This is a genomic window from Actinomadura rifamycini DSM 43936 (genome assembly GCF_000425065.1).
GTDB classification, from domain to species: Bacteria; Actinomycetota; Actinomycetes; order Streptosporangiales; family Streptosporangiaceae; genus Spirillospora; species Spirillospora rifamycini.
The window spans coordinates 177,515-201,112 of the sequence record NZ_AULB01000009.1; the positions used below are offsets into that span (position 1 = coordinate 177,515).

A 23,598-nucleotide genomic window follows, 5' to 3' on the forward strand; every position below is an offset into this window, starting at 1 on the left:
TCCGGAGGTTTGACGTGTGGACCAAGAAATGCGTCCGCGAATTCGACGACATCGAAGCGGTCGCCCGGAACGGCGGGCGGGTCGTGACGCTGTTCAGCGGCGGACTGGACAGCTTCTACCTGCTGTGGCGGCTCAGCCGCCACCCCGACCTGGAGGTGTACGCGCTGTCGGTGGGCCTGGGCGGCGACGCCGAGTACGACGACAGCGCCGGCGGGGCGGCGCGGCTCGGCGCCCGGCACGTCCTGGCCGACCGCGCGGCGGTCTTCGCCGACGAGTTCGTGGCGCCTGCCATCGCCGCGCAGGCGTCCTATCTCGGCATCCACCCGGTGAGTTCCTCGCTGAGCCGCCCGCTGCTCGCGCGCGCGGCCGTGGAGCTCGCCCGCGAGGTCGGCGCGCAGGTGGTGCTGCACACCGCGAACCGGTCGCAGAACAGCCTGCGGAGGCTGAACACCTCGATCGCCGCGCTCGGCTTCGACGGGCACTTCGGCAGCCCCTACGAGCTCGACGCGATCGGCCGCGACGACAAGCGGGCCGCGCTGAAGAAGGCGGGCTTCCCGGACTTCGCCGACCGCTCGCACAGCGGGGACTCCAACCTGTGGTGCCGGGAGTTCGAGTCCGGCCTGCTGGACGACCCCGAATGGTTCCCGGTCCCCGAGGACCTCTACACCTGGACGTCCGCCGCGCCGCCGGAGCGGCCGGAGAAGGTCGCCATCGACTTCGCGGCCGGCAGGCCGGTGGCGCTGGACGGGGAGCCCGCGGGCCTCCGCGAGCTGATCGGGGCCCTCAACCGCCGGGCGGGCCGCTACGGTCTCGGCCGCTACTCGGGCCTGGAGCACATCGACAGCGGCGAGAAGGTGCTGGAGGTCCGCGAGATGCCCGCCGCGTGCCTGCTGCTCCACGCCTACCGGCAGCTGGAGAGCGCCACCGTCCCCGCCGAGACCATCCGGGAGAAGCTGTCGCTGGAGCAGGCGTGGACCAGGGAGGCGCTCGAGGGCCGCTGGTTCGGGTCGCTCCGGGTGGCCGCGCAGGCGTTCGTGACGAGCGTCGCCGAGCGGGTGACCGGCCGGATCACCTACCGGCTCGACCGCACCGGGATGACCGTGCTGTCGGTGGAGGCCCGCGACGCCCTCTACATCCGCGACCGCGACGCGTGGGAGCGCGACACGGCCCGGTCGGCCTTCCACTTCTCCACGGCGTGACGCGCCCCGGGGAGACCACCCATCGAATCCGACGTTCGAGGCGAACCAGACGGAGGTACGGGATGTCCGAGGAGTACCGGCGGAGCGGCTGGTGGCGGGACGCGACCTTCCTCGACGACCTGCGGCGGCACGCGCGCGACCACCCGGGCAAGGCCGCGGTCGTCGCGCGCCGCGCGGACTCGGGGGACACCCGCACGCTCGACTACGCCGAGCTCGCCCTGCTGACCGACCGCTGCGCCGGGGCGCTGATCGAGCTGGGCGTGCGCCCCGGCGACACCGTCGCCGTCCACCTCACCAACGGCTGGGAGCTGACGGTGCTCGCGCTGGGCTGCCTGCGCGCCGGGGCGCGGATCTGCCCGCTCCTCCCGGTGTACCGGGAGCGGGAGCTGGCGGCCTACCTCGGCCTGACGGAGTCCCGGGTCTTCGTCACGCTCGCCGAGTTCGGCGGCGAGGCGCCGGGCGAGCTCGGCCTGCGGCTCGCCGCCGAGCTGCCGTCGCTCGAGCACGTCGTGGTGTCGGGCGGGCCGAAACCCCCGGGCGTCCGCGACCTGCACGAGTTCTTCTTCGACACCCCGTGGGAGAAGACGCGCGAAGCGGACCTCGACGGCCGGGAGCTCGGCCCGGACGAGCCGTACCTGACCCTGTTCACCTCGGGCACCACCGGCGAGCCCAAAGGCGTCCTGCACAGCCAGAACACCCTGTACGCGCCGATCCGCGGCGAGGCCGAGGTCTTCGACCTGGGCGCCGGCGACGTCCTGACCATGGTCGCCGCCTACACCCACTACACCGGGTTCGTCCGCGGGATGCTGATGCCGCTCGCGCTCGGCGGCACCGCGGTCTTCCAGGACACCACGGACGGCGCCGCCATGGCGGACCTGCTGGCGGAGCACCGGGTCACCTACCTGTACGCCCCGCCGCACTTCCTGCGGCCGCTGGTGGACGCCCAGCGCGCCGGGCCGCGCGACCTCGGCGCCCTGCGCTGGGTGGTCGGCGGGTCCGCGCCGATCCCGACCTCGCTCGTCCGGGAGGTGGGCGAGGTGTTCGGGCGGCGCCTGTTCTCGCTGTGGGGCATGTCGGAGAACGGCGCGGTCACGATCAGCCGCCCGGACGACCCGGTGGACTGGGCGGCGCACAGCGACGGCAGCCCGATCGCCGGCATGGAGGTCCGCATCGACCCGCTGCCCGGCCGGGAGGACGTCGGCGCGCTGCGGGTGCGCGGCCCCGCCCAATGCCTGGGGTACCTGCGGCGGGAGGAGCTGTACGCGTCGTTCTGCGACGAGGACGGCTGGTTCGACACCGGCGACCTGGCCCGCCGCGACGGGCGCGGCGGGATCCGCATCACCGGCCGCACGAAGGACACCGTCTTCCGCAACGGGTTCTTCGTGCCGACCACCGAGATGGAGGAGATCCTCGCCCGGCATCCCGCCGTCGAGGAGGCGGCGGTGGTCGGGCTGCCGGTGCTCGGCGGCGCCGACCAGACGATCTGCGCGGTCGTCCGACCGGCCTCCGCGGACGGCCGGATCGGGCTGGAGGAGGTGCGGGCGCTGCTGCGCGACGCCGGGATGACGGCGTTCTTCTGGCCGGAGCGCCTGGAGTTCGTCGACGCCCTCCCCAGGGCGGCCGCCACCGGGAAGGTGCGCAAGGTGGAACTCCGCGACCGCTTCACCTGACCGCCCGGCCGGGGAGGACCTTCACTGCGACCAGTCGATCTCCTCGGTCTCCAGGTCGAGGTGCGCGAAGCCGCCGCCGCCGAGGTTCGGGTCGCCGAGCGCCTCGCCGAAGCCGAGGAAGAACGGGCCGAAGTCGCCGCCGTTCGCCACGGTGGCGGTGCCGCCGAAGTGGCACCGGTCGAAGAACCTCTCCTTCAGCCCGAGGCGCTCGCCCTCCTCGGAGTGCATCTCGACGTACCCGGACCCGCTGCTTCCCCATTCGTCGTAGCGCTTGCCGGCGTTCGGGTCGTCGGCGCGGGCCCGGAGGCGCAGCGGGCGTGCCGGACGATCGTGCCGCCAGGCGTCGGCGCAGTCGTCGTCCGTCTGGTCCGGCTCCTTCGTCGCGGGGTCGGGCAGCGGGCAGGGCGGTGCGGCGAGCTCCGCTTCGGTCAGCCAGATCCAGGCCCAGCCGCCGCCGATCTCGTCCTCGCGGTAGCGCTCACGGGCATGGCGGTCCTCCGCGTAGGCCGCGAGTGCGGACCAGAACGCCGCGGCCTGCGGGCCGTGCTCCGGCGGGGCGGCCCCGCCGATCGCGTCCGCCGCCCCTTCCACCGCGTCGGCCACGTGGTCGTCGGACTGGAACACGCTGAGCCCGGCCAGGTCGCCGCCGGCGCAGCGGTACTCCTCCGGGACCCGCACGGTGAACAGGTGCGCCATCGGCAGCCCGTTCACGCGGGAGCGGGGCCACTGCTCGGGCCGCAGCCCGGGCGGGCGGCCGAAGGCGTGGCCGTCCCGGCCCTCGTCGTCGAACTCGATGTCGTACGCGGTGCGCGGCAGGGGCAGGTCCATGCGGGCTCCCTTGATCGGTTCTGGTGGAGGGAGAGTAGCGGCGCGCTGCGACGTTTCGAGGCGGCGGGCGCGGCCCGGTGCGGTCACGCGCCGGTGACCCGGGAGCGCCGGAGACGGCGCGCCGCCAGGACGGCCCCCAGCCCCGCGGCGAGGGCGCCGCCGCCGAAGACGATCACCCAGCCGGCCGGCATGCCCAGGAAGCGGACGACCTCCTCCCGGTAGACGACCTGCCGGTAGGGCTCGTCGTCCGAGGCCGCGAAGCGGTAGTCGTCGTCGATCTCCTCGGGGTCGATGGAGGCGTCGGTGAGCTCGGTCATGAACCGGCCGTCCCCGAGGAACTCCCGCAGTTCCGGGGACCGCACCTGCCCGGGCGCCACCCGTCCGGCGAAGGCCAGCCGCATGCGGGCGCCGGTCGTCTGCTCGACGCGGTGGTCGGCGAGCACGTAGAGGTGCAGGCGCTGCGTGTTCTCCGCGAGGCGCGAGAGCCGCATCGGGTAGACGAGCTCGTCCGACGCGAACGACACGTGCAGCGGGGCCAGCTCACCGGTGAGCCGGTCGCCGGAACTCGGCCGCAGCTTCACCGCGACGTACTTCCATCCCTGCTCGACGTACGGGCCGAGCGCCTCCGCGAGGTCGGGCCGGAGGCGGTAGCCGTTGCGGCCGAGCCAGCCGCTCAGCGCGTCCGGGGCGTCGGCGTCGAGCGTCGCCACCCGGAACGGCCCGAGGTCGCGCTCGCCGAGCACCTCGACGGACCCGCCGGGCCCGGACGGCGCGGCCCCGGCGGTCGCGCCGTCGCCGGAGCCCAGGTCGGGGAACCAGATCCGGCGGGTGACCACGCGGGGTTCGGTGAGCGCGTCGAGCTGCTCGAACCAGCCGCGCTCGCCGAGCCGGACCGTCGCCTCGGACGGCGTGGGGAACAGCCAGGCCGCGTCCTTCTCCGCCGACTCCGCCGACAGCCGCATCACGATGTCCTCGGTGCGGGCCGCCGCGTCGTGGCGGACGATCGACGTCTCGTCGGAGATCCGGACCGAGCTGTCGGCGATCATCGCGCCGCAGCCGCACGCCGCCGCCGGCCGCGCCGCGCCGGCTGCCGACGAGGCGAGCGCCAGTCCCAGTACGGTCACCACACGCGCGAAGGTACGCACCCACACTCCTCGAGATCGTCCCGAAGGAGTATGACCGCCGGTGGCGCGTCCCGGTTCCCGGTTCGTCCCGAGGGGAGCCGTCAGGCGTGCAGGGCGGGCCGGTAGACGAGCTCCTGGATGTCGCCGTCGAGCGTCCGCCGCTCGAGCAGTTCGAGATCGAAGTCGGCGGCGCCCCGGAAGACCGGGTCCAGCCCCGTCGCGCCGGTGATCACGGGGAAGAGCGTCACCTGGACGCGGTCGACGAGGCCGGCGGCCATCAGCGCCCGGTTCATCGACAGGCTGCCGTGCGAGCGCAGCGGCACCGCGGACTCCTTCTTGAGCCGGGCGACGACGTCGACGGCGTCGCCGTTCGCGACGGTCGCGTCCGGCGAGTCCAGGGGCTCCTCCAGCGTGGTCGACACGACCGTGGCCGGCAGGTTCCACATCCGGGTGACCCAGGGGTCGCGCACGTCGGAGTCCTCGGTGCTCTCGGCGAGCATCCGGGCGAACAGGCGGTACGTGGCGGCCCCGAAGACCATCCGCTGCTCCTCGCGGTACAGGGCGAGGCGGCGGTCGAGCAGCTCGGGGCCCTGCTTGCCCCAGTAGCCGGTCCAGTCGCCGCCGGCGGCGCCGAAGCCGTCGAGGCTGGAGAAGACGTCGAACGTGTAGGTGGCGGTCATGCTCTCTCCCCGGGTGCGGTCGATCGTGCGGCGTTTCGGGGATACAGACTCGGGAGGCCGGCGAGACTCATCGATGACGGACCGGGATCGGTGCCCGCGTGCGCGGCGGCGCCGGGGCCGCCGCCGTCCGGTTACCGTTGCTCCCCATGACGCATTCCGAGATCGAGATCACCGCGGGGCTGGTGCGGGACCTGCTGCGCGACCAGCACCCCGACCTGGCCGGCCGCCCGGTGAGGCTCGGTGCCCGCGGCTGGGACAACCAGCTGTGGCGGCTCGGGGACGACCTGGCCGTGCGGCTGCCCTGGGCGACGGCGTCCGCGGACGAGCTGCTGCGCAAGGAGCATGCGTGGCTGCCGGTCCTCGCTCCGGGCCTTCCGCTGCCGGTGCCCGTCCCGCAGCGGCTCGGCGAGCCCTCCGCGCGGTTCCCGCGCCCCTGGATCGTCACGACCTGGGTGCCGGGCACGCCCGCCGACCGCGCCCCCGTCGCGCGCGGGGCGGAGGCGGCGGACGCCCTGGCGGCCTTCCTGACGGCGCTCCACCGGCCCGCTCCCGAGGGGGCGCCCGTCGGCCGGAACCGCGGAGGCCCGCCGGCCGAGCACACCGCGTGGTTCGCCGAGCAGCTCGCTTCGGCCGCCGGCCTCGGGCTCGTCCCCGACCCGGACGCCGTCCGGGAGGTGTGGGAGGACGCCGCCGCGGCGCCCGGCTGGGCGGGCCCGCCGCTGTGGCTCCACGGCGACCTGCATCCGGCCAACGTCCTCACCGCCGACGGCGCCCTCCACGGTGTGGTCGACTTCGGCGACCTCTGCGCGGGCGACCCGGCCTGCGACCTCGCCGCCGCCTGGATCCTGCTGCCGGACGGCGCCGTCGACCGCTTCCACGCCGCCTACCGCCCGGCCCCGGACGCCGCGACCCTGCGCCGCGCCCGCGGATGGGCGGTGCTGCGCGCCCTCGCCTGCGTCCTCATCGGCGACGCCGGCGTCCACGGCCGGCCCGGCGGCAAGGCCACGTGGGGCCCGCCCGCCCGGGCCGCGCTGCGGCGCCTCATCGAGACCCGGCACTGACGGGCGCCCCCGGATCCGGGCCCGGTTCCGGCGGGCGGCCCCCGGACGGTGCGCCGGCGCGGGCACCCGCGCGGGCCCCGGTGCGTTCGGCGCCGACGCCGGCGATGACGACGAGCGCGACGCCCGCGGCGGCGAGCGGGCCGGGCGTCTGCCCGAGGAGGGCCAGGCCGATGACGGTGGCGATGGCGGGCTCCAGGCTCATCAGCGTGCCGAACGCGGCGGTGCTGAGCCGCCGCAGAGCGATCAGTTCGAGGATGAACGGCACCACCGGCACCAGGACCGCCAGGCCCAGCCCGGCCGGCGGCAGCGGCCAAGCGAGGCGGTCCACGACCTGCGGTCCGGCGACCGCGGTGGCCACCACGGCGGCGACGGGCATGGAGACGGCCCAGCAGGCGGTGGCGGCCAGGGCGCAGCCGCCGCCGACCGGGTCGGTCGCGCCGTGCCAGGGCTCGGTGAGCAGCAGGACCCCCGCGCCCGCCGGCAGCGGCCACAGCCGCGCGCCGCCGCGGCCCCGGGGCCACCGCCAGGCCGAGCGGGCCGAGGAACCCCAGCGCGCTGGCGGTGCCCCCGCGCGGACGCCGCCCCCGCGCGCGGCTCCCGCGGACGCGGCGCGGTCGTCCCCGCAGGCGCGGCGGGGGAGGGGAGGTGGAGGTCATGCCCCCAGTGGAAGGGACGGGTTCGCCACCGCCGTCCGCCGCTCCCTGCTGCCGGTGGTCGCCGACCTCGCCGACCGCCCGGCGGTGCGGCTGCGCATCCGCGAGCACGAGCCCGCCGAGGCGCCGGCGCTGCCGGCCGGTGCCGCCCGAGACCGCCCTGCTGCCGCCGGCCGGCCCGCCGGTCGTCCTGCGCTCGTACGCGGTGGTCCGCCGCGGCCACGCGAACTGGCCGCCGCTGCGCCTCGTCCTCGACCTGCTCGCCGCCCGCGCGACGGCGTGACCGGGCGCGCCCGCGGGCCGCGGTCCTCGGCCGCGCGGGCCCCGGCTCATAGGCTGCGACGGTGGACAGCGAAGAGACGGTGGACAGCGAAGAGACGGTGGACAGCGAACAGTTCGTCGACGGTTTCGACTACCCGATGTTCGTGGTGACCGCCGCCGACGCCGGGACGGGGGCGCGGGCGGGCTGCCTGGTCGGGTTCGCGACGCAGACCAGCATCGACCCGTTCCGGTTCCTGGTGTGCCTGTCCCGCCGCAACCGCACCTTCCGGGTCGCCGAGGCGGCGGAGGTCCTGGCCGTCCACGTCCTCGGACGGGACGGCGACCAGCGGCGGCTCGCCGCGCTGTTCGGCTCGCGGACCGGCGACGAGATCGACAAGTTCGCCCGCTGCTCCTGGCGGCCGGGGCCCGGAGGCGTGCCCCTGCTCACCGGCGCCCGCCGCCACCTGGTGGGCCGAGTCCTGGAGCGCCTCGACGTCGGCGACCACGTCGGGTTCCTGCTGGAACCGACCGAGGTGTCGGCCGGCACCGGGTCCGCCCCGCTCACCTTCCGCTCGCTGCCCGCCATGGAGCCCGGGCACCGGGCCTGACCCCGGCCGCCGGCCGCTCCCCCCTTGACCCGCCCATGCCTGGATCATACATTCACTCACAATCTGTATGAATGTGAGGTGGGCGGGATGCGGGGACGGACGGCCGTGGTGCTCGGCGGCAGCGTGGCGGGCCTGTGCGCCGCGGGGGTGCTCGCGCGGCACTTCGACGCGGTGGTCGTCCTGGAGCGGGACCGGCTGCCGCCGGGCGCGGAGCACCGCCGCGGCGTGCCGCAGAGCAAGCACCCGCACTTCCTCCTCAACTCCGGGCGCCGCGCGATCGGCGAGATCTTCCCCGGCTTCGAGGAATCGCTGATCGCCGCGGGCGGGATGCGGCTGATGCCGTCGATGGACGCCGCGTACTGCGAGAACGACGGCTGGGCGCCGCGCAAGTCCGGGTCGATGACGATGGTCTACGGCTCGCGCGTGCTCATCGAGCGGGTCCTGCGCGACAGGGTCCGCGAACTGCCGTCCATCGAGATCCGCGAGGGCGCGACCGTCACCGGGCTCCGCTCGTCCGGGGGCGGCACCGCCGGCGGGCGCGTCGAGGGCGTCGAGTACCGCACCGCCGACGGCGCGGGCCGGCTCGCCGCGGACCTGGTCGTCGACGCGCTCGGGCGCGGTTCCCCGGTGGCCGACTGGCTCGCGGCGGCGGGCTGGCCCGCGCCGCCGGAGCGGACCCTCGACGCCAAGGTCACCTACGTCTCGCGGTGGTACGACCTGCCGCCCGCCGACCGCCGCCCGGAGACGTGGTGGTGGAAGCACCTCGTCGTCACGCCGACGCAGGACCGCGGCGACCGTCCCGAGGAGCACGAGTTCCTCAGCAACTTCTTCCCCATCGAGGGCGACCGCGCCATCGTGTGCATGGGGTCGTGGGGCATCCGGATGCCGCGCGAGGCGGACGCGTTCGAGGCCGCGGCCGATCGCGTGCGGGCCGCCGCCTTCGGACGGGCGGCGCGTGCGTGCACGCCGACGTCCGAGGTGCACCTGACGCGCTCGACGGGCAACAAGTGGCGCCGGTTCGACCTTCTCGAGGCCCCTCCGGCCGGGCTGGTCGCCCTCGGGGACTCGATCTGCGCCTTCAACCCGTTCTACGCCCAGGGAATGAGCTCGGCCGCCCGCTCGGCGCTCATCCTCGGCGAGCTGCTGCGCGACCGCGACGCCCTCGACCCCGGCTTCTTCCGCGCGTTCCTCGATCGGCAGAAGGCGTCCCTCGACGTGCCCTGGATGCTCGCGATGGCCCGTGACCAGGCGTACGACTTCGCCACCGGCACCGAGGTCGCGGCGCCCTGGCGGCGCAGGCTGACCGCGCGGTTCGGCTGGCCGGTCTTCAACGCGATCACCGCCGCGGGCCGCGAGGACGCCTATGTGGAGCGGACGTTCGCCGAGGTGTTCAACCTCGACCGGTCGCTGCGGCAGATGGCCCTCGATCCGCGGTTCTGGTTCGGCCTGGCGCGCCACCAGGTGCGGCGGCGGCTCGGGCGCACGGTCGTGCCCGGCGGGTTCGACGAGAAGAAGGACCCGCCCGGCACGGACTACACCGGCCGCACGCGCTCCGCCGGCGCGTCCGCCGGCACCGGCCTCGTCGACGCCTGACCCGAGGAGCCCCCATGGACCACACCTGCGGCGCCGCGGCCGAGCGCCTCGCCGAGGGACTCGGCTACTCCTGCCACGGCACCGAGCCGGTGGTCGATCTGCGCGACCCGTTCGGCCTCGAGAACGGCACGATGCCCGTCCTGGAGCTGCTCGTCATCGGCGGCGCCGTGTTCGCGCTCGTCCACGCGTGGCGGCGGTGGCGGCGCGACGGCGACCCGGCCAACATCGCGCTGTGGTTCGCGTCGGTCGTCTACCTGGCCGTGATCGAGCCGCCGCTCTACTTCCCGGAGTGGTTCGGCCTCGAACAGCACGTCGGGTTCATCTTCTCCCACAACGTGTTCACCGTGCAGTTCATGTTCGATCGGCTTCCGCTCTACATCGTGGCCTTCTACCCGGCGCTGTCGCAGCTCGCCTACGAGCTGGTCCGCGTCCTGGGCGTCTTCGCGCGGCGCGGGCCGCTGGCCGGGGCGGTGGCGGTCGCGTTCGCCTGCCAGGTCTTCTACGAGATCTTCGACCATCTCGGCCCGCAGCTGAAGTGGTGGGCGTGGAACACCGGGAACGAGACGATCAACCAGCCGGCGCTCGCGTCGGTGCCGATGAACAGCATGCTGCTGTTCGCCTCGGTGTCCTTCGGCGCGATGACCTACCTCGTCGTCCGGCTGACCGGCGGGACGGACGGCCCGCGCACGCTCACCGGCCCGCGGATCGGGTGGCGCGCCGCCGTGGCGGGCGCCGCGACGCCCCTGGCGATGATCATCGCGAGCGCGCCCAGCGGCGCCTTCCGCGGGGAGGACCTGCTGGGAGTCCAGCGGGCCGTGCTGGGCGCCGAGCTCGCCGTCGTCTGGGCCGCCGGCTTGTGGCTGCTCGCGGACGCCTGGCGGGCCGCGCGCGCCGAGCCGTCCCCGGTGGCGTCGCCGGGGTTCGCGCGGATCTACCCGGCGCTGTACCTCGGCGTCCACGTCGTCCTGTGGCTGGTCGCGCTGCCGGCGTACTTCGCGGCGGCGGACGGCGTCACCGAGCAGGGGACGCCGATCGGCAGCCTCTGGTACGTCGTGCCGTGCGCCGCCGCGGCGGCGGCGCTCATCGCGGCCGCGGTCCGCGCGTCCGGCGCGCGGCGGACGGCGGAGCCTGTGCGATCCTAGGGCCATGGGGCACCACGGCTGGGGAGGGCGGCCGCCCGGATCGGACGCCGAGGCCCGGCAGCGCATCGTCGACGCGACCGTCCGGTGCATCGAGCGGCACGGTGTCGCGAAGACGACCCTGTCCGACGTCGCGAACGAGCTCGGCGTCACCCGCCAGACCGTCTACCGCCACTTCGGCCGCATCGGCGACATCCTCGCCGAGGTGGCGGCCCAGGGCGCCGAGTCGTTCGTCGACCGGCTGATCGCCCGCCTCCGGGGCGTCACCGACCCGGCCGAGGCCGTCGTCGAGGGCATGGTGTTCTGCGTCCGGACCATCCCGGCCGACCCGCGGCTGAGCCTCCTGCTGCGGCTCGGCGACGCGAGCGCCTTCGGGCGCGGCGCGACGACCGCCGACACCATCGCCTACGGTGCGAAGATGCTGCAGCGCTACCCCGTCGACTGGGCCGCCGCCGGGATCGGGGACGACGACCTCGACGGCCTGGCCGAGATCATCATGCGGCTCCTGACCTCGCTGCTGCAGCATCCGGGCGAGCCGCCGCACGACGAGGCCCGGCTCCGCGCCCTGCTGGAGCGCTGGCTGGCCCCCGCGCTGTCCCCGCCGGGCCGCCCCTGACCGCGTCCCGGCGGACGGCCGGGACGCGGGCCCGGCTGCCGGCGGTCAGCGCGGGCCGGGCGCGGGCCCGTCCGGGCCGGGCGCGCCGGCGGGGTCGGCGAGGCGGCGGAGCAGGTCGACGAGCAGGCCGCGTTCGGGACCGGTGAGCCGGCCGAACATCGCGCCGCCCACCTCGTCCGTGGCCCGCCACGCTTTCTCCAGCGTCTCCCCGCCCCGCGGCGTCAGGACGATCGAGTACGCGCGCCGGTCCTGCGGCGTCCGCTCGCGGGACACCAGCCCGCCGTCCTCCAGTTCGTCGATGAGCCGGACCATCGTCGACTTGTCGATGCCGGTGCGGTCGATCAGGTCGCGCTGGGTGACCGGGCCGTAGAGCGGCAGCGCGAGGAGGACGCCGAAGCCGCGGATGTTGATGCCGAGCGGGCGCAGCGCGTCGTTGACGCGCTCCCGGCTCCGGTTGTGGGCCTCGGCCAGCAGCATGCCGAGCCCCACGTGGTCGGCGGCGGGGCCGCCGTCTCCGGACAGGAGTCGTTCGAGCAGGTCGTGGAGCATGGGTCCATTCTAGGACCACTTGATATAGTCTCAGGTGAGATTATCTCTCGTGATACGCCAGAAAGCGACCGGAGGAGACATGCCAGAGCCGATCCGCCGCCGCGCGCCGCTCCGCCGGCCGGCGCGACCCGCCGCGCCGGCCCCGCCCCCTCCCGCGGCGCGGAACGCGGCGCCGACCGGGCCGGACGTCGAGGAACCGGTCATGGTCGCGTCGGACGTCGTCAAGACCTACGGGAGCGGGGACGGCGCCGTGCACGCCCTGCGCGGGGTGTCGGCGGCGTTCCCCCGCGGGCAGTTCACCGCGATCATGGGGCCGTCCGGGTCCGGCAAGTCGACGTTCCTGCACTGCCTGGCCGGCCTGGACGCCGTGACGTCCGGCACCGTCGTGATCGGCCCGGTCGACATCACCCGCCTGTCGCGCGCCCGGCTCGCCGAGCTGCGCCGCGAGCGGCTGGGATTCGTCTTCCAGTCGTTCAACCTGCTGCCCGTGCTGACCGCCGAGGAGAACATCCGGCTCACCGGGCGGCTGGCGGGCCGCCGCGCGGACGAGCGGTGGTTCGCCACGATCGTGGACGCGCTCGGGCTGCGCGAGCGGCTCGGCCACCGCCCCTCGGACCTGTCCGGCGGGCAGCGGCAGCGGGTCGCCGTGGCGCGCGCCCTGCTGACCCGGCCGGAGGTGCTGTTCGCCGACGAGCCGACCGGCAACCTCGACTCCCGCTCCGGCGCCGAGGTGCTCGCCTTCCTGCGGACGGCCGTCGACTCCTACCGGCAGACGGTGGTCATGGTCACGCACGATCCGGCGGCCGCCGCCCGCGCCGACCGGGTGCTGTTTCTCGCCGACGGGACGATCGTGGACGAACTGGCCGCGCCCACCGTCGACGCCGTCCACGCCCGCATGCGGAAGACGGAGGGCTGACCATGGGCAACCCCTTGTGGCTCATCGCGCGCCGCTCGTTCGCCGACGGGTGGCCGCGGCTCACGGCCACGCTGCTCGCGGCGCTCGGGTCCGTCGCGCTCATCGCCGGGTCGCTGCAGTTCGCGCTGCGCGCGCAGGAGGCGGTGGCGAGCGCCGACGCGAGCGAGTACCACCGCGCGGACGTCCTCGTCCAGGGCGGGACGGACGTGCCGGACGACCCGAACGCGTCACCCGACGGCCGGATCCGGCTGGACCTCGTCGCGTCCCGGCCGGGCGTCGCGGCGGTCGCCGGCGACGCCGCGGTGGCGGTGACGGCGGCCGGCCCCGGCGGGCGGGCGATCACCGCGTCGGCCGAGGGCGGCACGCTGCTGCGCCCCTGGGTGGCCGACCCGCGGCTGAACCCGTACCGGCTGGAGGCGGGGCGCGCCCCGGCCGCCGACGGCGAGGTGGCCGTGGTCGAGCACCTGTCGCGGACCGGCGGCCTGGACGTGGGGGACACGCTCACGCTGACGCTGCCCCGCGAGACGCGCAGAGTGACGGTCGCCGGGGTGGTGAGCGTCCAGGGGCGGGGCGCGGTCGCCGCCGGCGATCTGGTGCTGGCGCCGCCCGAGACGGTGCGGCGTGCCGCGGTGCTCCCTCCGGGCGTCTGGCGGACCGTCTGGGTGAAGGCCGGACCCGGGGTGTCCGCCGAGCGGCTCCGCGACGACCTGGCCCGGCATCTGGAGGGGACGGCGACCGTCCGGACCGCGACGTCGGTGCGGGACGCGCAGGCCGCCGCCGCGGCGGGCGAGGGCGCCTCGGTCGCCGGGGTGATCGGCATGCTCGCCCTGGTGGCGATCTTCGTCGGCCTGTTCGTCGTGGCCAACACCTTCGGCGCGCTGGTGCGGCAGCGGACCCGGCGGCTCGCGCTGCTCGGGGCGATCGGCGCCACGCCGCGGCAGATCCACCGGCTGATCCGCCTGGAGGCGCTGGTGCTGGGCGCGCTCGCCGCGGTCGGCGGCACGGCCGCCGGCTTCCCCCTCTCCGCCCTCCTCATCCGCCTGTTCGCGCGGGACGGCTTCGACGTCTCCGCCGCCGGGCCCCAGTTCGGAGCGGTCGCCCTGGCCGCTCCGGTCGCGGCCGGGATCGGCGTCACCCAGCTGGCCGCGTGGCGCGCGGCCCGCCGCGCCGCGGGCGTCCCGCCCGTCCAGGCGCTGCGGAGCACCGCCGCCGAGACCCCGGGCCGCCGGCTGCCGCGGCTGCTGGGCGCGTCCGCGCTCCTGGTCGGCGCGTGCTTCTGGTGGGCGGTCGCGGTGGCGGTCCGGGCGGACGACCCGCCCGGTCCGGACCGGACGTTCGGTGTCGCGCTGATGATCGTCTTCGGGGCGGTGCTCGCCGTGCCGGCGCTGGCCGTCCTCGCGCCGTTCTTCGTCGCGCCCCTCGGCGGGCCGGTGGGCCGGATCGGCACGCTCGTCGGCGGGGAGACCGGGCGGCTGGCGCGCGCCGCCGTCACCCGCAGCCCGCGCCGGGTGTCCTCGGCCGCCTCGTCGCTGATGCTCGGCGTCGCGCTGGTGTCCTCGGTGGCGCTGATCACGGTGTCGGTCCAGGACCGGTTCCGGGAAGCGGGACGGGAGGTCATGGCGGCCGAGCACGCGATCGCCGCGACCTCCCGGACGGCCGAGGGCGCGCCCGCGCCGCTGTCCCGGGACGTCGCCGCCCTCGCGGCGGGCGCGCCCGGAGTGTCGCGGGCCGTGGCCCTCACGCAGACCGAGGCCGAACTGGTGTCGCCGCCCGCCCGGACCGAAGACGGCGAGGCGCCCGAGCCGTCCACCTTCCTCGTCAGCGGCGCCGAGCAGGAGGGGCTGCCGGACGTCCTGCGGCTCGGCGGACGTCCGCCCGCGCTCCGCACCGGGGAGATCGCGCTCGCCTCCACCGCCATGGAGCAGTTCGGGCTCCGGCGCGGGCAGGAGATCGTCGTGCGCGGCCCCCAGGGGCGGGTCGCGCTCACCGTCGCGGCCGCCTACCACGACCCTTCGCACGTGTTCGCCGAGCAGGCGCTCGTGTCGGCCGCGACGATGGACCGGCTCGACCCCAACGCCGAGACCCGCGCCGTCCTGGTGCGGGGCGGCTCCCCGGACGCGCTGGCCGGCGCCGTCGCGGCGGTGCCGGGCGCGCGCGTCCTCGACCGCGACGCGTACGTGCACGCCGCGTCGGACACGCTCACCCGCCCGCTGCGGGCGACGTACACCTTCGCGGGCATGGCGCTGCTGCTCGCGCTGTTCGGGATGGCGACCACGGTGTCGCTGGGCGTCGCCGAACGCACCCGGGAGTTCGGCCTGCTGGGCGCCGTGGGCGCCACCTCGCGGCAGATCCGCTCGATCGTCCGCTGGGAGGCGGCCGCGGTCGTCGTCCTCGGCACCGCGCTCGGCCTCGCGATCGCGACCGGGACGCTGGCGCTGCTGCACGTGACGAGCGGCAGCTCCTTCCTGCGCCCGGACCCGCCGTGGTGGCTGTTCCCGCTGGTGGCGGCCGGCGCGGCGGCGGCGACCCTGGCGACGTCGGCGCTGCCCGCGCGCCGGGCCGCGGCCGTGCCCGTCCTGGAGGCCGCCACGACCGAGTGAGCGGCGCGGCGGCCTCCGTCCGGACGCGCTCCGCCGATCGCTCCCCGGTCACCCGGCCGTGCCCCGGCGCAGTTCGTCCGCGATGCCGAGCGCCAGGGCGACGCCGTCCTCGGCGTCGGCGCCGCCCTGCCAGGCATCGGTGTACGCCCGGGGCTCCAGGTGCTCGCGCACCCGGTTCCTCGCGCGGGTGTGGTGGAGGAGGATGGGCTTGAGGCCGGTCAGCGCGGCGCCGGTCACCTGGCGCTGGCGGTGGGCGGCGCCGAGGAGCCGGGCGGCGTGGCGGTGGTGGCCGAGCGCGCTCATCGTCCACGCGAGCAGCTCGAGGTCCCACGCGGGCCCCCAGCGGTCGTCCATCGAGCTCTGCCGGACGAGCGCGGCGCAGAGCGGGGCGACCGCGGCGGCGGGGTCGCCGTGCAGGAGCTCGGTGAGGCCGGTGCACCACCGCGCCCAGGTGCGCGCCCACTCGGCTCCGGAGGCGTCGGCTTCGGCGGCGTAGCGGCGGCAGACGGACGCGGCGGCGCCGCGGCGGCCCAGGAACGCCGCGGCGATCGCCCAGAACATCATGGCCATGTGGGCGTCGCCGGTGCGCCCCGCGGCGCGGAACCCGTCCCGCGCCCGGGCGAGCCGGTCGATGCACGCCGGGTCGCCGTGCGCCAGCAGCGCGTGGACGCCTTCGACGTAGGCGACCGGCGGTGCCTGCGCGGCCGCGGGGTCGGCGAGGTACTCGCGCCGGAGCGCCGCGGCCGCCGCCACGTCCCCCTGGAGGGACGCGATGAAGGTCTTCATGATCGTCGCTTCGGGGACGCGGTGGCCCGGGCCGCCCGAGAAGCTCTCCAGCCAGTGGCGCGCCTCGCCGAGGGTGCCGCTGAAGAACCAGGAGCGGGTGCGCGTGAGATCGGCGGCGATCTCCGCGCCGATCCGGGCCCGGTCCGGCCGGGTGAGGCAGAACGCCAGGGCGGCGCGGAAGTTGGGCAGCTCCGTGCGCAGCCGGTCCAGCCAGCCGGCCTCGCGGGGGCTGCACCAGTCCGCGGCGGCCTCCCTGGCCAGGGCGTGGTAGTGGTCGCTGTGGCGGACGCGGTACGCGACGGCCCGGCCGTCCGCGCGGAGCCGGTCCAGCCCGTACTGGCGGATGGTCTCGAGCAGCCGGTAGCGGGCGGCGCGGCCGGTCCCGTCGAGGACCACGACGGACTTGCGGATGAGGCCGCCGACCAGGTCCAGCATGTCGGCGCCGTCGATGCCGTCGCCCGCGCAGACGGCCTCGGCCGCCTTGAGGTCGAAGCTCCCGGCGAAGACCGACAGCCGCGTCCACAGCAGCCGTTCGCCGGGCGTGCACAGGTTGTGGCTCAGGTCCATGACGCCGCGGAGCGTCCGCCGGTAGCGGTTCGCCGCGGGCGCCTGAGGGACCGACAGCAGCCGGAAGCGGTCCTCCAGGCGTTCGAGGATCTCCTCGACGGTGAGGCAGGTCAGGCGGACCGCCGCCAGCTCGATGGCCAGCGGGATGCCGTCGAGGCGCCGGCACAGTTCGGCGGCCGAGCCGCCGTCGCGCAGGGGGGCGGCGCAGGCCGCGGCCCGGTCGCTCAGCAGCCGGACGGCCTCGCACGCGCCCCCGTCGGCGTCGTCGCGGAGCGTCAGGCCGGGGACGAGGAAGACGTGCTCGCCCGGGACGCCGAGCCGCTCGCGGCTGGTGGCGAGCACCCGCAGGCCCGGCGCCGCGCACAGCAGCCGCTGGACGAGCGGCACGACGGCGTCCATCAGGTGCTCGCAGTTGTCCAGGACGAGCAGCAGGCGCCGGTCGCGGACGTGGTCGGCCAGGGCGTCCAGCGCGGAGCGCACGGACTGGTCGCGGAGCCCGAGCGCCTCGGCGACGGCGCGCGCCACCAGCGTCGAGTCGGTGAGCGCGGCGAGGTCCGCCAGCCACACCCCCTCGGGGAAGGACGGCCGCACCTGCTCGGCGGTCCGCAGGGCGAGCCGCGTCTTCCCGACGCCGCCCACCCCGGTCAGGGTGACCAGGCGCGCCGCCCGCAGCAGGCGCCGCGTCTCGGCCAGCTCCTGCTCCCGGCCGATGAACGACGTCGTCTCGGCGGGCAGGGCCCCGGCGCCGCCCGGCGGCCGGCGCCGCACCGAGGCGAGCTCCGGCGCCGACGTGAGGATCCGCTGGTGCAGCGTCCGGAGTTCGTCGCCCGGATCGATCCCCAGCTCGTCGGCGAGCACCCGGGAGACCGCCCGGTAGCGCTCCAGCGCCTCGCCCTGCCGCCCGCACCGGTAGAGGGCCAGCATCTGCTGCGCCCAGAAGCGCTCCCGCAGCGGGTGGCGCTCGGTCAGCCGCCGCAGCTCCGGCAGGACCTCGGCGGGACGGCCGCACTGCACGACCGCGTCGATCCAGGCTTCCTGCGCCGCGAGGCGCTGCTCGCACAGCGCCGGGACGACGTCCTGGAAGCGCTCGGCGGGCAGGTCGGCCAGGGGCTCGCCCCGCCACAGGCCGAGCGCCTCCCCGAGCAGTGCCGCGGCGCGTTCGGGACTCCCCGCGGACGAGGCGGCGGCCCCCCGCCGGGCGAGGGCCTCGAACCGGCGGGCGTCCACGCCGTCGGGCGGCACGGCGATCACGTAACCGCGGCGGTCGGTCACGACGACGCCGGGGCCGAGGGTGCGGCGCAGCCGCAGGACGTAGTTCTGGACGGCGTTGCGCGCGCCCCCCGGCGGGTCCTCGCCCCACAGCCTGCTCACCAGGGCGTCGACCGACACGACCTGCCCGGCGTCGATGAGCAGCGCCGCCAGGAGGGCGCGTTGCTGGCCGGCGCGGAGCGGCACGCCCACGCCGTCGCGCGTGACCTCGAGGGGCCCCAGGATTCCGAACTCGTACCGGACGCTCACCGTCCCACAATATAACAATGTGTGACTAAAGAAGTACTCTCTGTTTCCAGTGAGGTGGTCGATATACGGCAGGACATCACGGCCTCATTCGCTTTCTGTGGGGCGACATCGCCAATGACCGGTACGTCGGTTTCCCGGCCGGGGCGGCCCGGCGCCGGTCCGGCCCGCGGTGCCCTGAAAGGCCGGACGCCCCCCCTTTTCCGCCCGCCTCCGCCGTGCCGCCGTTGGTCCTCCGGGCGGGGGACCTTCGTCCCTGGGGCGCCGCTCCGAAGGGCGGGAGCCTGAGGGGGTCGGTGGAGTACGTGGAACAGCACGCGGAGGTAGGACCGTGCCTCATCCGTTCGCGACGCACGCCGGTGTCCGGCGGCTGGTCACCGCGGCCATCGCGGCGCCGTCCGTCCACAACACCCAGCCCTGGCGCTTCCGGGTCGACGGCGCCGCGGTCATGGAACTGCACGCCGACCCGGAGCGCCGGCTGGACGTCATCGACCCGCGCGGCCGCGCGCTGCACGTCAGCTGCGGGGCCGCGCTGCTCAACCTGCGGCTGGCGATCCGCACGACCGGGCACCGCCCGCAGGTGCGGTACTTCCCGGACGGGACCGGCGGCGCGACGCTGCTGGCGTCCGTCGGCGCCGTGCCCGCGCCCATGCCCGCCCTGGAGCAGGCCGAGCTGTACGCGCGGATCCCGCGGCGCCGCAGCAACCGGCGCCCGTTCGGCCGGCGCGCCGTCCCGGCGCCGGTCCGCGGCGAACTGGCGGCGGCGGCGCGGGCCGAGGGCGCGGTGCTGGCCTGGCCCGGCCCGCAGACCACGGCGTACCTGCTCGGGGTGGTGGCGGCCGCGGACGAGCGGCTGGCCGCCGATGACCGCTACCTCGCCGAACTGCGGCGCTGGACGTCCTTCCGCGCCCGCGGCGACGGCGTCCCCCGCTACGCGTTCGGGCCGCGGCCGAGCGGGCGCGGCGTGCCCGTGCGGGACTTCGGGGCGGGCGGGACGGAGCCCGGCCGGGACGTCGACGACTTCGCCGCCCGCCCGCAGCTCGGCGTCCTGCTCACCGCCGGCGACGGCCCGGCGGACTGGCTGCGGGCCGGGCAGGCCCTGCAGCGGGTGCTGCTGACCGCCGAGCGGCACGGGGTGGCGGCCTCGCTGCTGACGCAGCCCCTGGACAGGTGCGACGGGACCCGCGCCGGGGCGGGCGGGCACATCCAGGCGATCGTCCGCTTCGGCTACGGGGCGCCCGTCCCCGGCGCGCCCCGGCGGCCCTACCCGGAGGTCCTGACACGTGTTCGGCCGAGCTGAGAGAACCGTACGACCATGGCCGAAGCGGCATCGCGCCGACCGGAACGCCGAGCATCCTCCAGGGGCACGCGCCCTGGCCGTGTCCGGGGGCCCGTACGCGGAGGACGCCTGGTGCTCCTACGTCCCCGGCTCCTTCCCCTTCCATGACGAACTCGCCGCCCTCGGCGCGACCCTCCCCGCACGGTAGAGCCCGCCCGGTAAAGCCGGCACGGTAAAGCCGGCACGGTGAAGGCGGGACCTGGGACCTTCGTCCCTAACACCGCCGCCGCCGCTGCGGCAATGTGGGGTCATGCAGGTCGATCAGAGCGGACTGGAGATCCTGGACGAGGACGAGTGCCGCGACCTCCTCGGACGCGCCGCGATCGGGCGGATCGTCTTCACCCACCGGGCGCTCCCCGCCGTGCAGCCGGTCAACTTCGTCGTCGCCCGCCGCGACATCGTGATCCGGACGTCGCGGACGTCCCGGCTCGCCACCGCCGCCGCCGACACCGTCGTCGCGTTCGAGATCGACGACGTCGACACCGCGGCCCGCACGGGCTGGTCCATGGTCGTCGTCGGCCGCGCCCGGCGCGTCACCGACCCGCGCGAGATCGCCGCGCTGGAGGCGCTGCCCCTGGACACCTGGGTGCCGGGCCGGCGCGACGTCTTCATCCGCATCGGATCCGACCTCGTCACCGGCCGCCGCATCGGCGGCACCCGGTCCCCGGACGGCGGACGGCCCCCGCACCGCCGCGCGCCGGACGGTGAGGGGGCCGCGGAGCGCGCGTCCTAGGGCGTCCGCTCCCATCCCCGGCGGGGCGGGGCCGCCCCCAGCCGCTCGTCGCGGCTGCGGTAGACGATGTAGGGGCGGGTGAGGTAGCCGACGGGGGCGGTGAGCATGTGCACCAGGCGGGTGAAAGGCCAGATCGAGAACAGCAGGAGCGCGCTGAGCGCGTGGAGCTGGAACAGGACCGGGACGCCCGCCATCGGTTCGGCGTCCGGCCGCAGGACGAAGACCGACCGGAACCAGGGGGACACCGTCTCCCGGTAGTCGTAGCCGCCGCCGACGATGTTCGCCGCGACGGTGGCGGCCAGGCCCAGCACGATCGTCAGCGCGAGGACCGCGTACATGAGCTTGTCGTTGCGGGTCGTCGCGGAGAACACGGGACCGACCGTGCGCCGCCGGTAGATCAGGATCGCGAGGCCGGACAGGGTGCAGAACCCCGCGACGGTCCCGAGCGCCACCGCGACGACGTGGTAGGTGTGCTCGCTGATCCCGGCGGCGTCCGTCCACGCGTCGGGGACCAGCAGCCCGCCGACGTGGCCGAGCGCCACCACCAGGATGCCGAAGTGGAACAGCGGGCTGCCGATGCGCAGCAACCGCCGCTCGTAGAGCTGCGACGAGCGGGTCGTCCAGCCGAACTTGTCGTAGCGGTACCGCCACACGTGCCCGAGGACGAACACCGCGATCGCCACGTACGGCAGGGCGACCCACAGCAGGACGGACCCGACGCCCGCCCGCGCCCCGTCCGGTGCGGCGAGGGCGGGCGCGGCCGCGGCGGGCGCGAGCGACGCGAGGACGTTCATGAGCGAGTCTCCAGAACGGGGTCGGGAAGGAGGACGGGACCCGGTCCGGTCCCGTACGGGGCGAGGCCGACCCGCTCCCCGGGCGGGCCCTCGGCCGCGAGCCGCGCGACGGCCTCCCGGAGGTCGCCGGTGAGCGGCGGCAGCGTCGCCGACACGGCGTCGAGCACGCCGGTCCACGGCGATTCCGCCTCGGTGAGCGCGAGGCGCAGCAGTTCGAGGCCGGCGCGGTGCTCGAGGAGCAGGCGGCGGCCTCCGGCGAGGTCGCCGGTGGCGCCGAACTCCAGGACGACCGCGAGGTGGTCCGGCAGCTCCCCGTCCAGCACGAGCCCGGCCGCGTCGTACACCTGCTTGAACCGGAGCAGGGCCATGCCCCGCTTCCGGGTGTCCCCGCAGGCGTAGTAGGTCAGGTAGGGGCAGGTGCGCTTGCGCTGGTCGAACGTGGTGACGTACTCGGCGGCGAGCGCCTGCGGCGCGGCCGTCTCGAGATGGCCGAGGACCCGGCCCAGCGGTTCCGCGACGGGCGCGGGCAGTCCGCGGACCAGCCGGCGCAGCACCGGGAGCCGGTCCAGCATCTCCCCGTCGGGGTAGGCGAGCAGCAGCGACGCCGCCTGCCAGGCCGTCGCCACCTGGGCGTCGTCCAGTTCCGGCTTGCCGGCCGATCGTGCCTTCACGGGGTCGCCTCCGTTCCGCTCTCGTCGTCCTCGCCGGTCGCGCCCTCGCCACGGGGCGGGAAGAGCCCGGCGGGGGCGCCCTTGCCGTCCCAGTTGAGGAGGTTGACGCGGCTGTGCTTGTCGGCGGGATCGACCGGACTGTCGGCCGTCTGGCGCTGCCGCAGCATGTGGAAGTTCTCGACCGCGATCGGCGACGCGCCGCCGGACGCCTCCCCGAACGGGCCCGAGCCGCCCATCCCGGGTCCGCCCTCGTAGTCCAGGGCGCATTCGGTGGCGAGTTCCTCCAGGTCGTGAGCCTGCTCGGCGTGGGCGGGCGGGATCACGTACCGCTCGTCGTACTTGGCGAGGGCCAGCAGCCGGTACATGTCGTACATCGCCTCGCCGGTCATGCCGACGCCGCGGGGGACGCCCTCGTCGGGGTCGCGGCCGAGGTTGATGTCGCGCATGTAGGCGCGCATGGCGGCCAGGCGGCGCAGGACGGCGTCGACGGGCGCGGTGTCGCCGGCGGTGAACAGCTCGGCGAGGTACTCGACGGGGATGCGCAGGGCGTCGATGGCGCCGAACAGGTTCCCGGCGTCCTCGGCGTCGTGGCCGGTGTCGCGGACGACGTCCACGACCGGCGACAGCGGCGGGATGTACCAGACCATCGGCATGGTGCGGTACTCCGGGTGCAGCGGCAGCGCCACCTTGTAGGTGTTGATCAGCGCGTACACCGGGGAGCGCCGGGCGGCCTCGATCCAGTCGGCCGGGATCCCGTCGCGCTCGGCGGCCCGGACGACCTCCGGGTCGCGGGGGTCGAGGAACACGCCGCGCTGCGCCTCGTACAGGTCGGTGTCGTCGGGCGCGGACGCCGCCTCCAGGACGCGGTCGGCGTCGTAGAGCACCAGGCCGATGTAGCGCAGCCGTCCGACGCAGGTCTCGGAGCAGACGGTGGGGATGCCGACTTCGGTGCGGGGGAAGCAGAAGGTGCACTTCTCGGCTTTGCCGGTGCGGTGGTTGAAGTACACCTTCTTGTAGGGGCAGCCCGACACGCACATGCGCCAGCCGCGGCACCGGTCCTGGTCGACCAGCACGATGCCGTCCTCGGTCCGCTTGTAGATCGCGCCGGACGGGCAGGAGGCGGCGCAGCTCGGGTTGAGGCAGTGCTCGCAGATCCGGGGCAGGTAGAACATGAAGGTCTTGTCGAACTCCATCTTCACCTTGTCGGAGATCTCGGCCAGGACGACGTCCTCGTGGCCGTGCTCGATGGAGCCGCCGAGATCGTCGTCCCAGTTCGCCGACCAGGACACCTTCATGTCCTCGCCCGACAGCAGCGACTTGGGGCGGGCCACCGGGGTGTGCTCCTGGAGCGGGGCGGCGGTGAGGGTCTCGTAGTCGTAGGTCCAGGGCTCGTAGTAGTCGTCGATGCCGGGCAGTTTCGGGTTGGAGAAGATGGTGAGGAGCTTGCGGAGCCTGCCGCCGGCTCTGAGCGCGAGGCGCCCGCGCTTGTTGAGGGTCCAGCCGCCGCGCCATCTGTCCTGGTCCTCGTAGCGGCGGGGGTAGCCCTGGCCGGGGCGGGTCTCGACGTTGTTGAACCACACGTACTCGACCCCGCTGCGGTTGGTCCACGCCTGCTTGCAGGTGACCGAGCAGGTGTGGCATCCGATGCACTTGTCGAGGTTCATCACCATCGACATCTGCGCCATCACGCGCATGG

General features: G+C 75.4%; 21 protein-coding genes. 12 read left to right on the top strand and 9 right to left on the bottom strand.

The window, feature by feature from the left end; genetic code table 11:
- The first annotated feature begins 14 nt into the window (after positions 1-14).
- Entirely contained in the window at positions 15-1,199 is a 1,185-nt protein-coding gene (locus H505_RS40380; protein WP_034517029.1) for an argininosuccinate synthase-related protein, read from the top strand.
- A 62-nt stretch (positions 1,200-1,261) separates the two neighbouring features.
- Complete coding sequence (locus tag H505_RS40385; protein WP_034517033.1) at positions 1,262-2,869, top strand: AMP-binding protein; 1,608 nt, start codon at positions 1,262-1,264, stop codon at positions 2,867-2,869.
- A 21-nt stretch (positions 2,870-2,890) separates the two neighbouring features.
- Here the strand turns inward: H505_RS40385 and H505_RS40390 are convergent, their stop codons facing one another.
- From H505_RS40390 to H505_RS0107660, 3 genes are all read right to left on the bottom strand, one after another.
- Positions 2,891-3,697, bottom strand: coding sequence for a hypothetical protein (locus tag H505_RS40390; RefSeq protein ID WP_051300392.1), 807 nt, complete (start codon positions 3,695-3,697; stop codon positions 2,891-2,893).
- A gap of 83 nt (positions 3,698-3,780) precedes the next feature.
- Positions 3,781-4,824: a DUF2330 domain-containing protein gene (locus tag H505_RS0107655; protein ID WP_051300393.1), complete on the bottom strand. Its 1,044-nt coding sequence runs from the start codon at positions 4,822-4,824 to the stop codon at positions 3,781-3,783.
- Between the two features lie 98 nt (positions 4,825-4,922).
- The gene (locus H505_RS0107660) at positions 4,923-5,501 is read right to left on the bottom strand and encodes a dihydrofolate reductase family protein (RefSeq protein WP_026401522.1); all 579 of its coding nucleotides are present in this window, start codon (positions 5,499-5,501) and stop codon (positions 4,923-4,925) included.
- A gap of 146 nt (positions 5,502-5,647) precedes the next feature.
- On the opposite strand from H505_RS0107660, the gene H505_RS0107665 reads away from it, so the two are divergent.
- Positions 5,648-6,562 (top strand): phosphotransferase, encoded by a 915-nt coding sequence (locus tag H505_RS0107665; protein WP_026401523.1) that lies wholly within the window; start codon positions 5,648-5,650, stop codon positions 6,560-6,562.
- Here H505_RS0107665 and H505_RS47385 read toward each other — a convergent pair.
- Positions 6,543-6,938: an EamA family transporter gene (locus H505_RS47385; protein ID WP_051300394.1), complete on the bottom strand. Its 396-nt coding sequence runs from the start codon at positions 6,936-6,938 to the stop codon at positions 6,543-6,545. The two genes, H505_RS0107665 and H505_RS47385, sit on opposite strands and share 20 nt — an antisense overlap.
- A 419-nt stretch (positions 6,939-7,357) precedes the next feature.
- Between H505_RS47385 and H505_RS49730 the strand changes: the two genes are divergently transcribed.
- The 5 genes from H505_RS49730 (at position 7,358) to H505_RS0107695 (ending at position 11,432) form a co-directional block, all read left to right on the top strand.
- Positions 7,358-7,498 carry a hypothetical protein gene (locus H505_RS49730; protein ID WP_199747608.1) on the top strand — a complete coding sequence of 47 codons (141 nt, stop codon included), beginning with the start codon at positions 7,358-7,360 and terminating at the stop codon, positions 7,496-7,498.
- A gap of 61 nt (positions 7,499-7,559) precedes the next feature.
- Positions 7,560-8,084 carry a flavin reductase family protein gene (locus H505_RS0107680; protein ID WP_245592462.1) on the top strand — a complete coding sequence of 175 codons (525 nt, stop codon included), beginning with the start codon at positions 7,560-7,562 and terminating at the stop codon, positions 8,082-8,084.
- 87 nt (positions 8,085-8,171) lie between these two features.
- Positions 8,172-9,677 (top strand): FAD-dependent oxidoreductase, encoded by a 1,506-nt coding sequence (locus H505_RS0107685; protein WP_026401525.1) that lies wholly within the window; start codon positions 8,172-8,174, stop codon positions 9,675-9,677.
- Between the two features lie 14 nt (positions 9,678-9,691).
- The gene (locus H505_RS0107690; RefSeq protein WP_026401526.1) at positions 9,692-10,819 is read left to right on the top strand and encodes a hypothetical protein; all 1,128 of its coding nucleotides are present in this window, start codon (positions 9,692-9,694) and stop codon (positions 10,817-10,819) included.
- 4 nt (positions 10,820-10,823) lie between these two features.
- On the top strand, positions 10,824-11,432 hold the full coding sequence (locus H505_RS0107695; RefSeq protein WP_026401527.1) for a TetR/AcrR family transcriptional regulator: 609 nt from the start codon (positions 10,824-10,826) through the stop codon (positions 11,430-11,432).
- A 45-nt stretch (positions 11,433-11,477) separates the two neighbouring features.
- Here H505_RS0107695 and H505_RS47390 read toward each other — a convergent pair whose 3' ends face one another.
- The gene (locus H505_RS47390) at positions 11,478-11,981 is read right to left on the bottom strand and encodes a MarR family winged helix-turn-helix transcriptional regulator (RefSeq protein WP_051300396.1); all 504 of its coding nucleotides are present in this window, start codon (positions 11,979-11,981) and stop codon (positions 11,478-11,480) included.
- A gap of 202 nt (positions 11,982-12,183) precedes the next feature.
- Between H505_RS47390 and H505_RS0107705 the strand changes: the two genes are divergently transcribed.
- Positions 12,184-12,897, top strand: coding sequence for an ABC transporter ATP-binding protein (locus H505_RS0107705; RefSeq protein WP_026401528.1), 714 nt, complete (start codon positions 12,184-12,186; stop codon positions 12,895-12,897).
- A 2-nt stretch (positions 12,898-12,899) separates the two neighbouring features.
- Entirely contained in the window at positions 12,900-15,497 is a 2,598-nt protein-coding gene (locus H505_RS0107710) for an FtsX-like permease family protein (RefSeq protein ID WP_034517035.1), read from the top strand.
- Between the two features lie 48 nt (positions 15,498-15,545).
- Here H505_RS0107710 and H505_RS40405 read toward each other — a convergent pair whose 3' ends face one another.
- The gene (locus tag H505_RS40405; RefSeq protein WP_051300397.1) at positions 15,546-18,368 is read right to left on the bottom strand and encodes an AfsR/SARP family transcriptional regulator; all 2,823 of its coding nucleotides are present in this window, start codon (positions 18,366-18,368) and stop codon (positions 15,546-15,548) included.
- Between the two features lie 328 nt (positions 18,369-18,696).
- Between H505_RS40405 and H505_RS0107720 the strand changes: the two genes are divergently transcribed.
- Together H505_RS0107720 and H505_RS40410 are read left to right on the top strand one after the other, a co-directional pair.
- Entirely contained in the window at positions 18,697-19,665 is a 969-nt protein-coding gene (locus tag H505_RS0107720; protein ID WP_026401530.1) for an Acg family FMN-binding oxidoreductase, read from the top strand.
- 289 nt (positions 19,666-19,954) lie between these two features.
- Positions 19,955-20,437, top strand: a complete 483-nt coding sequence (locus tag H505_RS40410; protein ID WP_064743527.1) for a pyridoxamine 5'-phosphate oxidase family protein — start codon at positions 19,955-19,957, stop codon at positions 20,435-20,437.
- Here the strand turns inward: H505_RS40410 and narI are convergent.
- Genes narI through narH form a run of 3 tightly spaced genes read right to left on the bottom strand, consistent with a single transcriptional unit; the run spans position 20,434 to position 23,596 of the window.
- Entirely contained in the window at positions 20,434-21,231 is a 798-nt protein-coding gene (narI, locus tag H505_RS0107730; protein ID WP_084549964.1) for a respiratory nitrate reductase subunit gamma, read from the bottom strand. The two genes, H505_RS40410 and narI, sit on opposite strands and share 4 nt — an antisense overlap.
- The gene (gene narJ / locus H505_RS40415; protein ID WP_051300398.1) at positions 21,228-21,902 is read right to left on the bottom strand and encodes a nitrate reductase molybdenum cofactor assembly chaperone; all 675 of its coding nucleotides are present in this window, start codon (positions 21,900-21,902) and stop codon (positions 21,228-21,230) included. The genes narI and narJ overlap by 4 nt, the downstream gene beginning before the upstream one ends.
- Positions 21,899-23,596: a nitrate reductase subunit beta gene (gene narH, locus H505_RS0107740; RefSeq protein ID WP_026401532.1), complete on the bottom strand. Its 1,698-nt coding sequence runs from the start codon at positions 23,594-23,596 to the stop codon at positions 21,899-21,901. Before narH ends, narJ begins: the two co-directional genes overlap by 4 nt.
- Positions 23,597-23,598: the final 2 nt, after the last annotated feature.

Bases quoted from the DNA above. Each gene is read 5' to 3' on its own strand.
- H505_RS0107690 (WP_026401526.1), top strand. From the start codon at position 9,692: ATGGACCACACCTGCGGCGCCGCGGCCGAGCGCCTCGCCGAGGGACTC.
- H505_RS0107710 (WP_034517035.1), top strand. From the start codon at position 12,900: ATGGGCAACCCCTTGTGGCTCATCGCGCGCCGCTCGTTCGCCGACGGG.
- H505_RS40385 (WP_034517033.1), top strand. From the start codon at position 1,262: ATGTCCGAGGAGTACCGGCGGAGCGGCTGGTGGCGGGACGCGACCTTC.
- H505_RS0107665 (WP_026401523.1), top strand. From the start codon at position 5,648: ATGACGCATTCCGAGATCGAGATCACCGCGGGGCTGGTGCGGGACCTG.
- H505_RS0107660 (WP_026401522.1), bottom strand. From the start codon at position 5,501: ATGACCGCCACCTACACGTTCGACGTCTTCTCCAGCCTCGACGGCTTC.
- narH (WP_026401532.1), bottom strand. From the start codon at position 23,596: ATGCGCGTGATGGCGCAGATGTCGATGGTGATGAACCTCGACAAGTGC.
- H505_RS0107705 (WP_026401528.1), top strand. From the start codon at position 12,184: ATGGTCGCGTCGGACGTCGTCAAGACCTACGGGAGCGGGGACGGCGCC.
- H505_RS0107695 (WP_026401527.1), top strand. From the start codon at position 10,824: ATGGGGCACCACGGCTGGGGAGGGCGGCCGCCCGGATCGGACGCCGAG.
- H505_RS0107685 (WP_026401525.1), top strand. From the start codon at position 8,172: ATGCGGGGACGGACGGCCGTGGTGCTCGGCGGCAGCGTGGCGGGCCTG.
- H505_RS47385 (WP_051300394.1), bottom strand. From the start codon at position 6,938: ATGCCCGTCGCCGCCGTGGTGGCCACCGCGGTCGCCGGACCGCAGGTC.
- H505_RS40390 (WP_051300392.1), bottom strand. From the start codon at position 3,697: ATGGACCTGCCCCTGCCGCGCACCGCGTACGACATCGAGTTCGACGAC.
- H505_RS40410 (WP_064743527.1), top strand. From the start codon at position 19,955: ATGCAGGTCGATCAGAGCGGACTGGAGATCCTGGACGAGGACGAGTGC.
- H505_RS47390 (WP_051300396.1), bottom strand. From the start codon at position 11,981: ATGCTCCACGACCTGCTCGAACGACTCCTGTCCGGAGACGGCGGCCCC.
- narI (WP_084549964.1), bottom strand. From the start codon at position 21,231: ATGAACGTCCTCGCGTCGCTCGCGCCCGCCGCGGCCGCGCCCGCCCTC.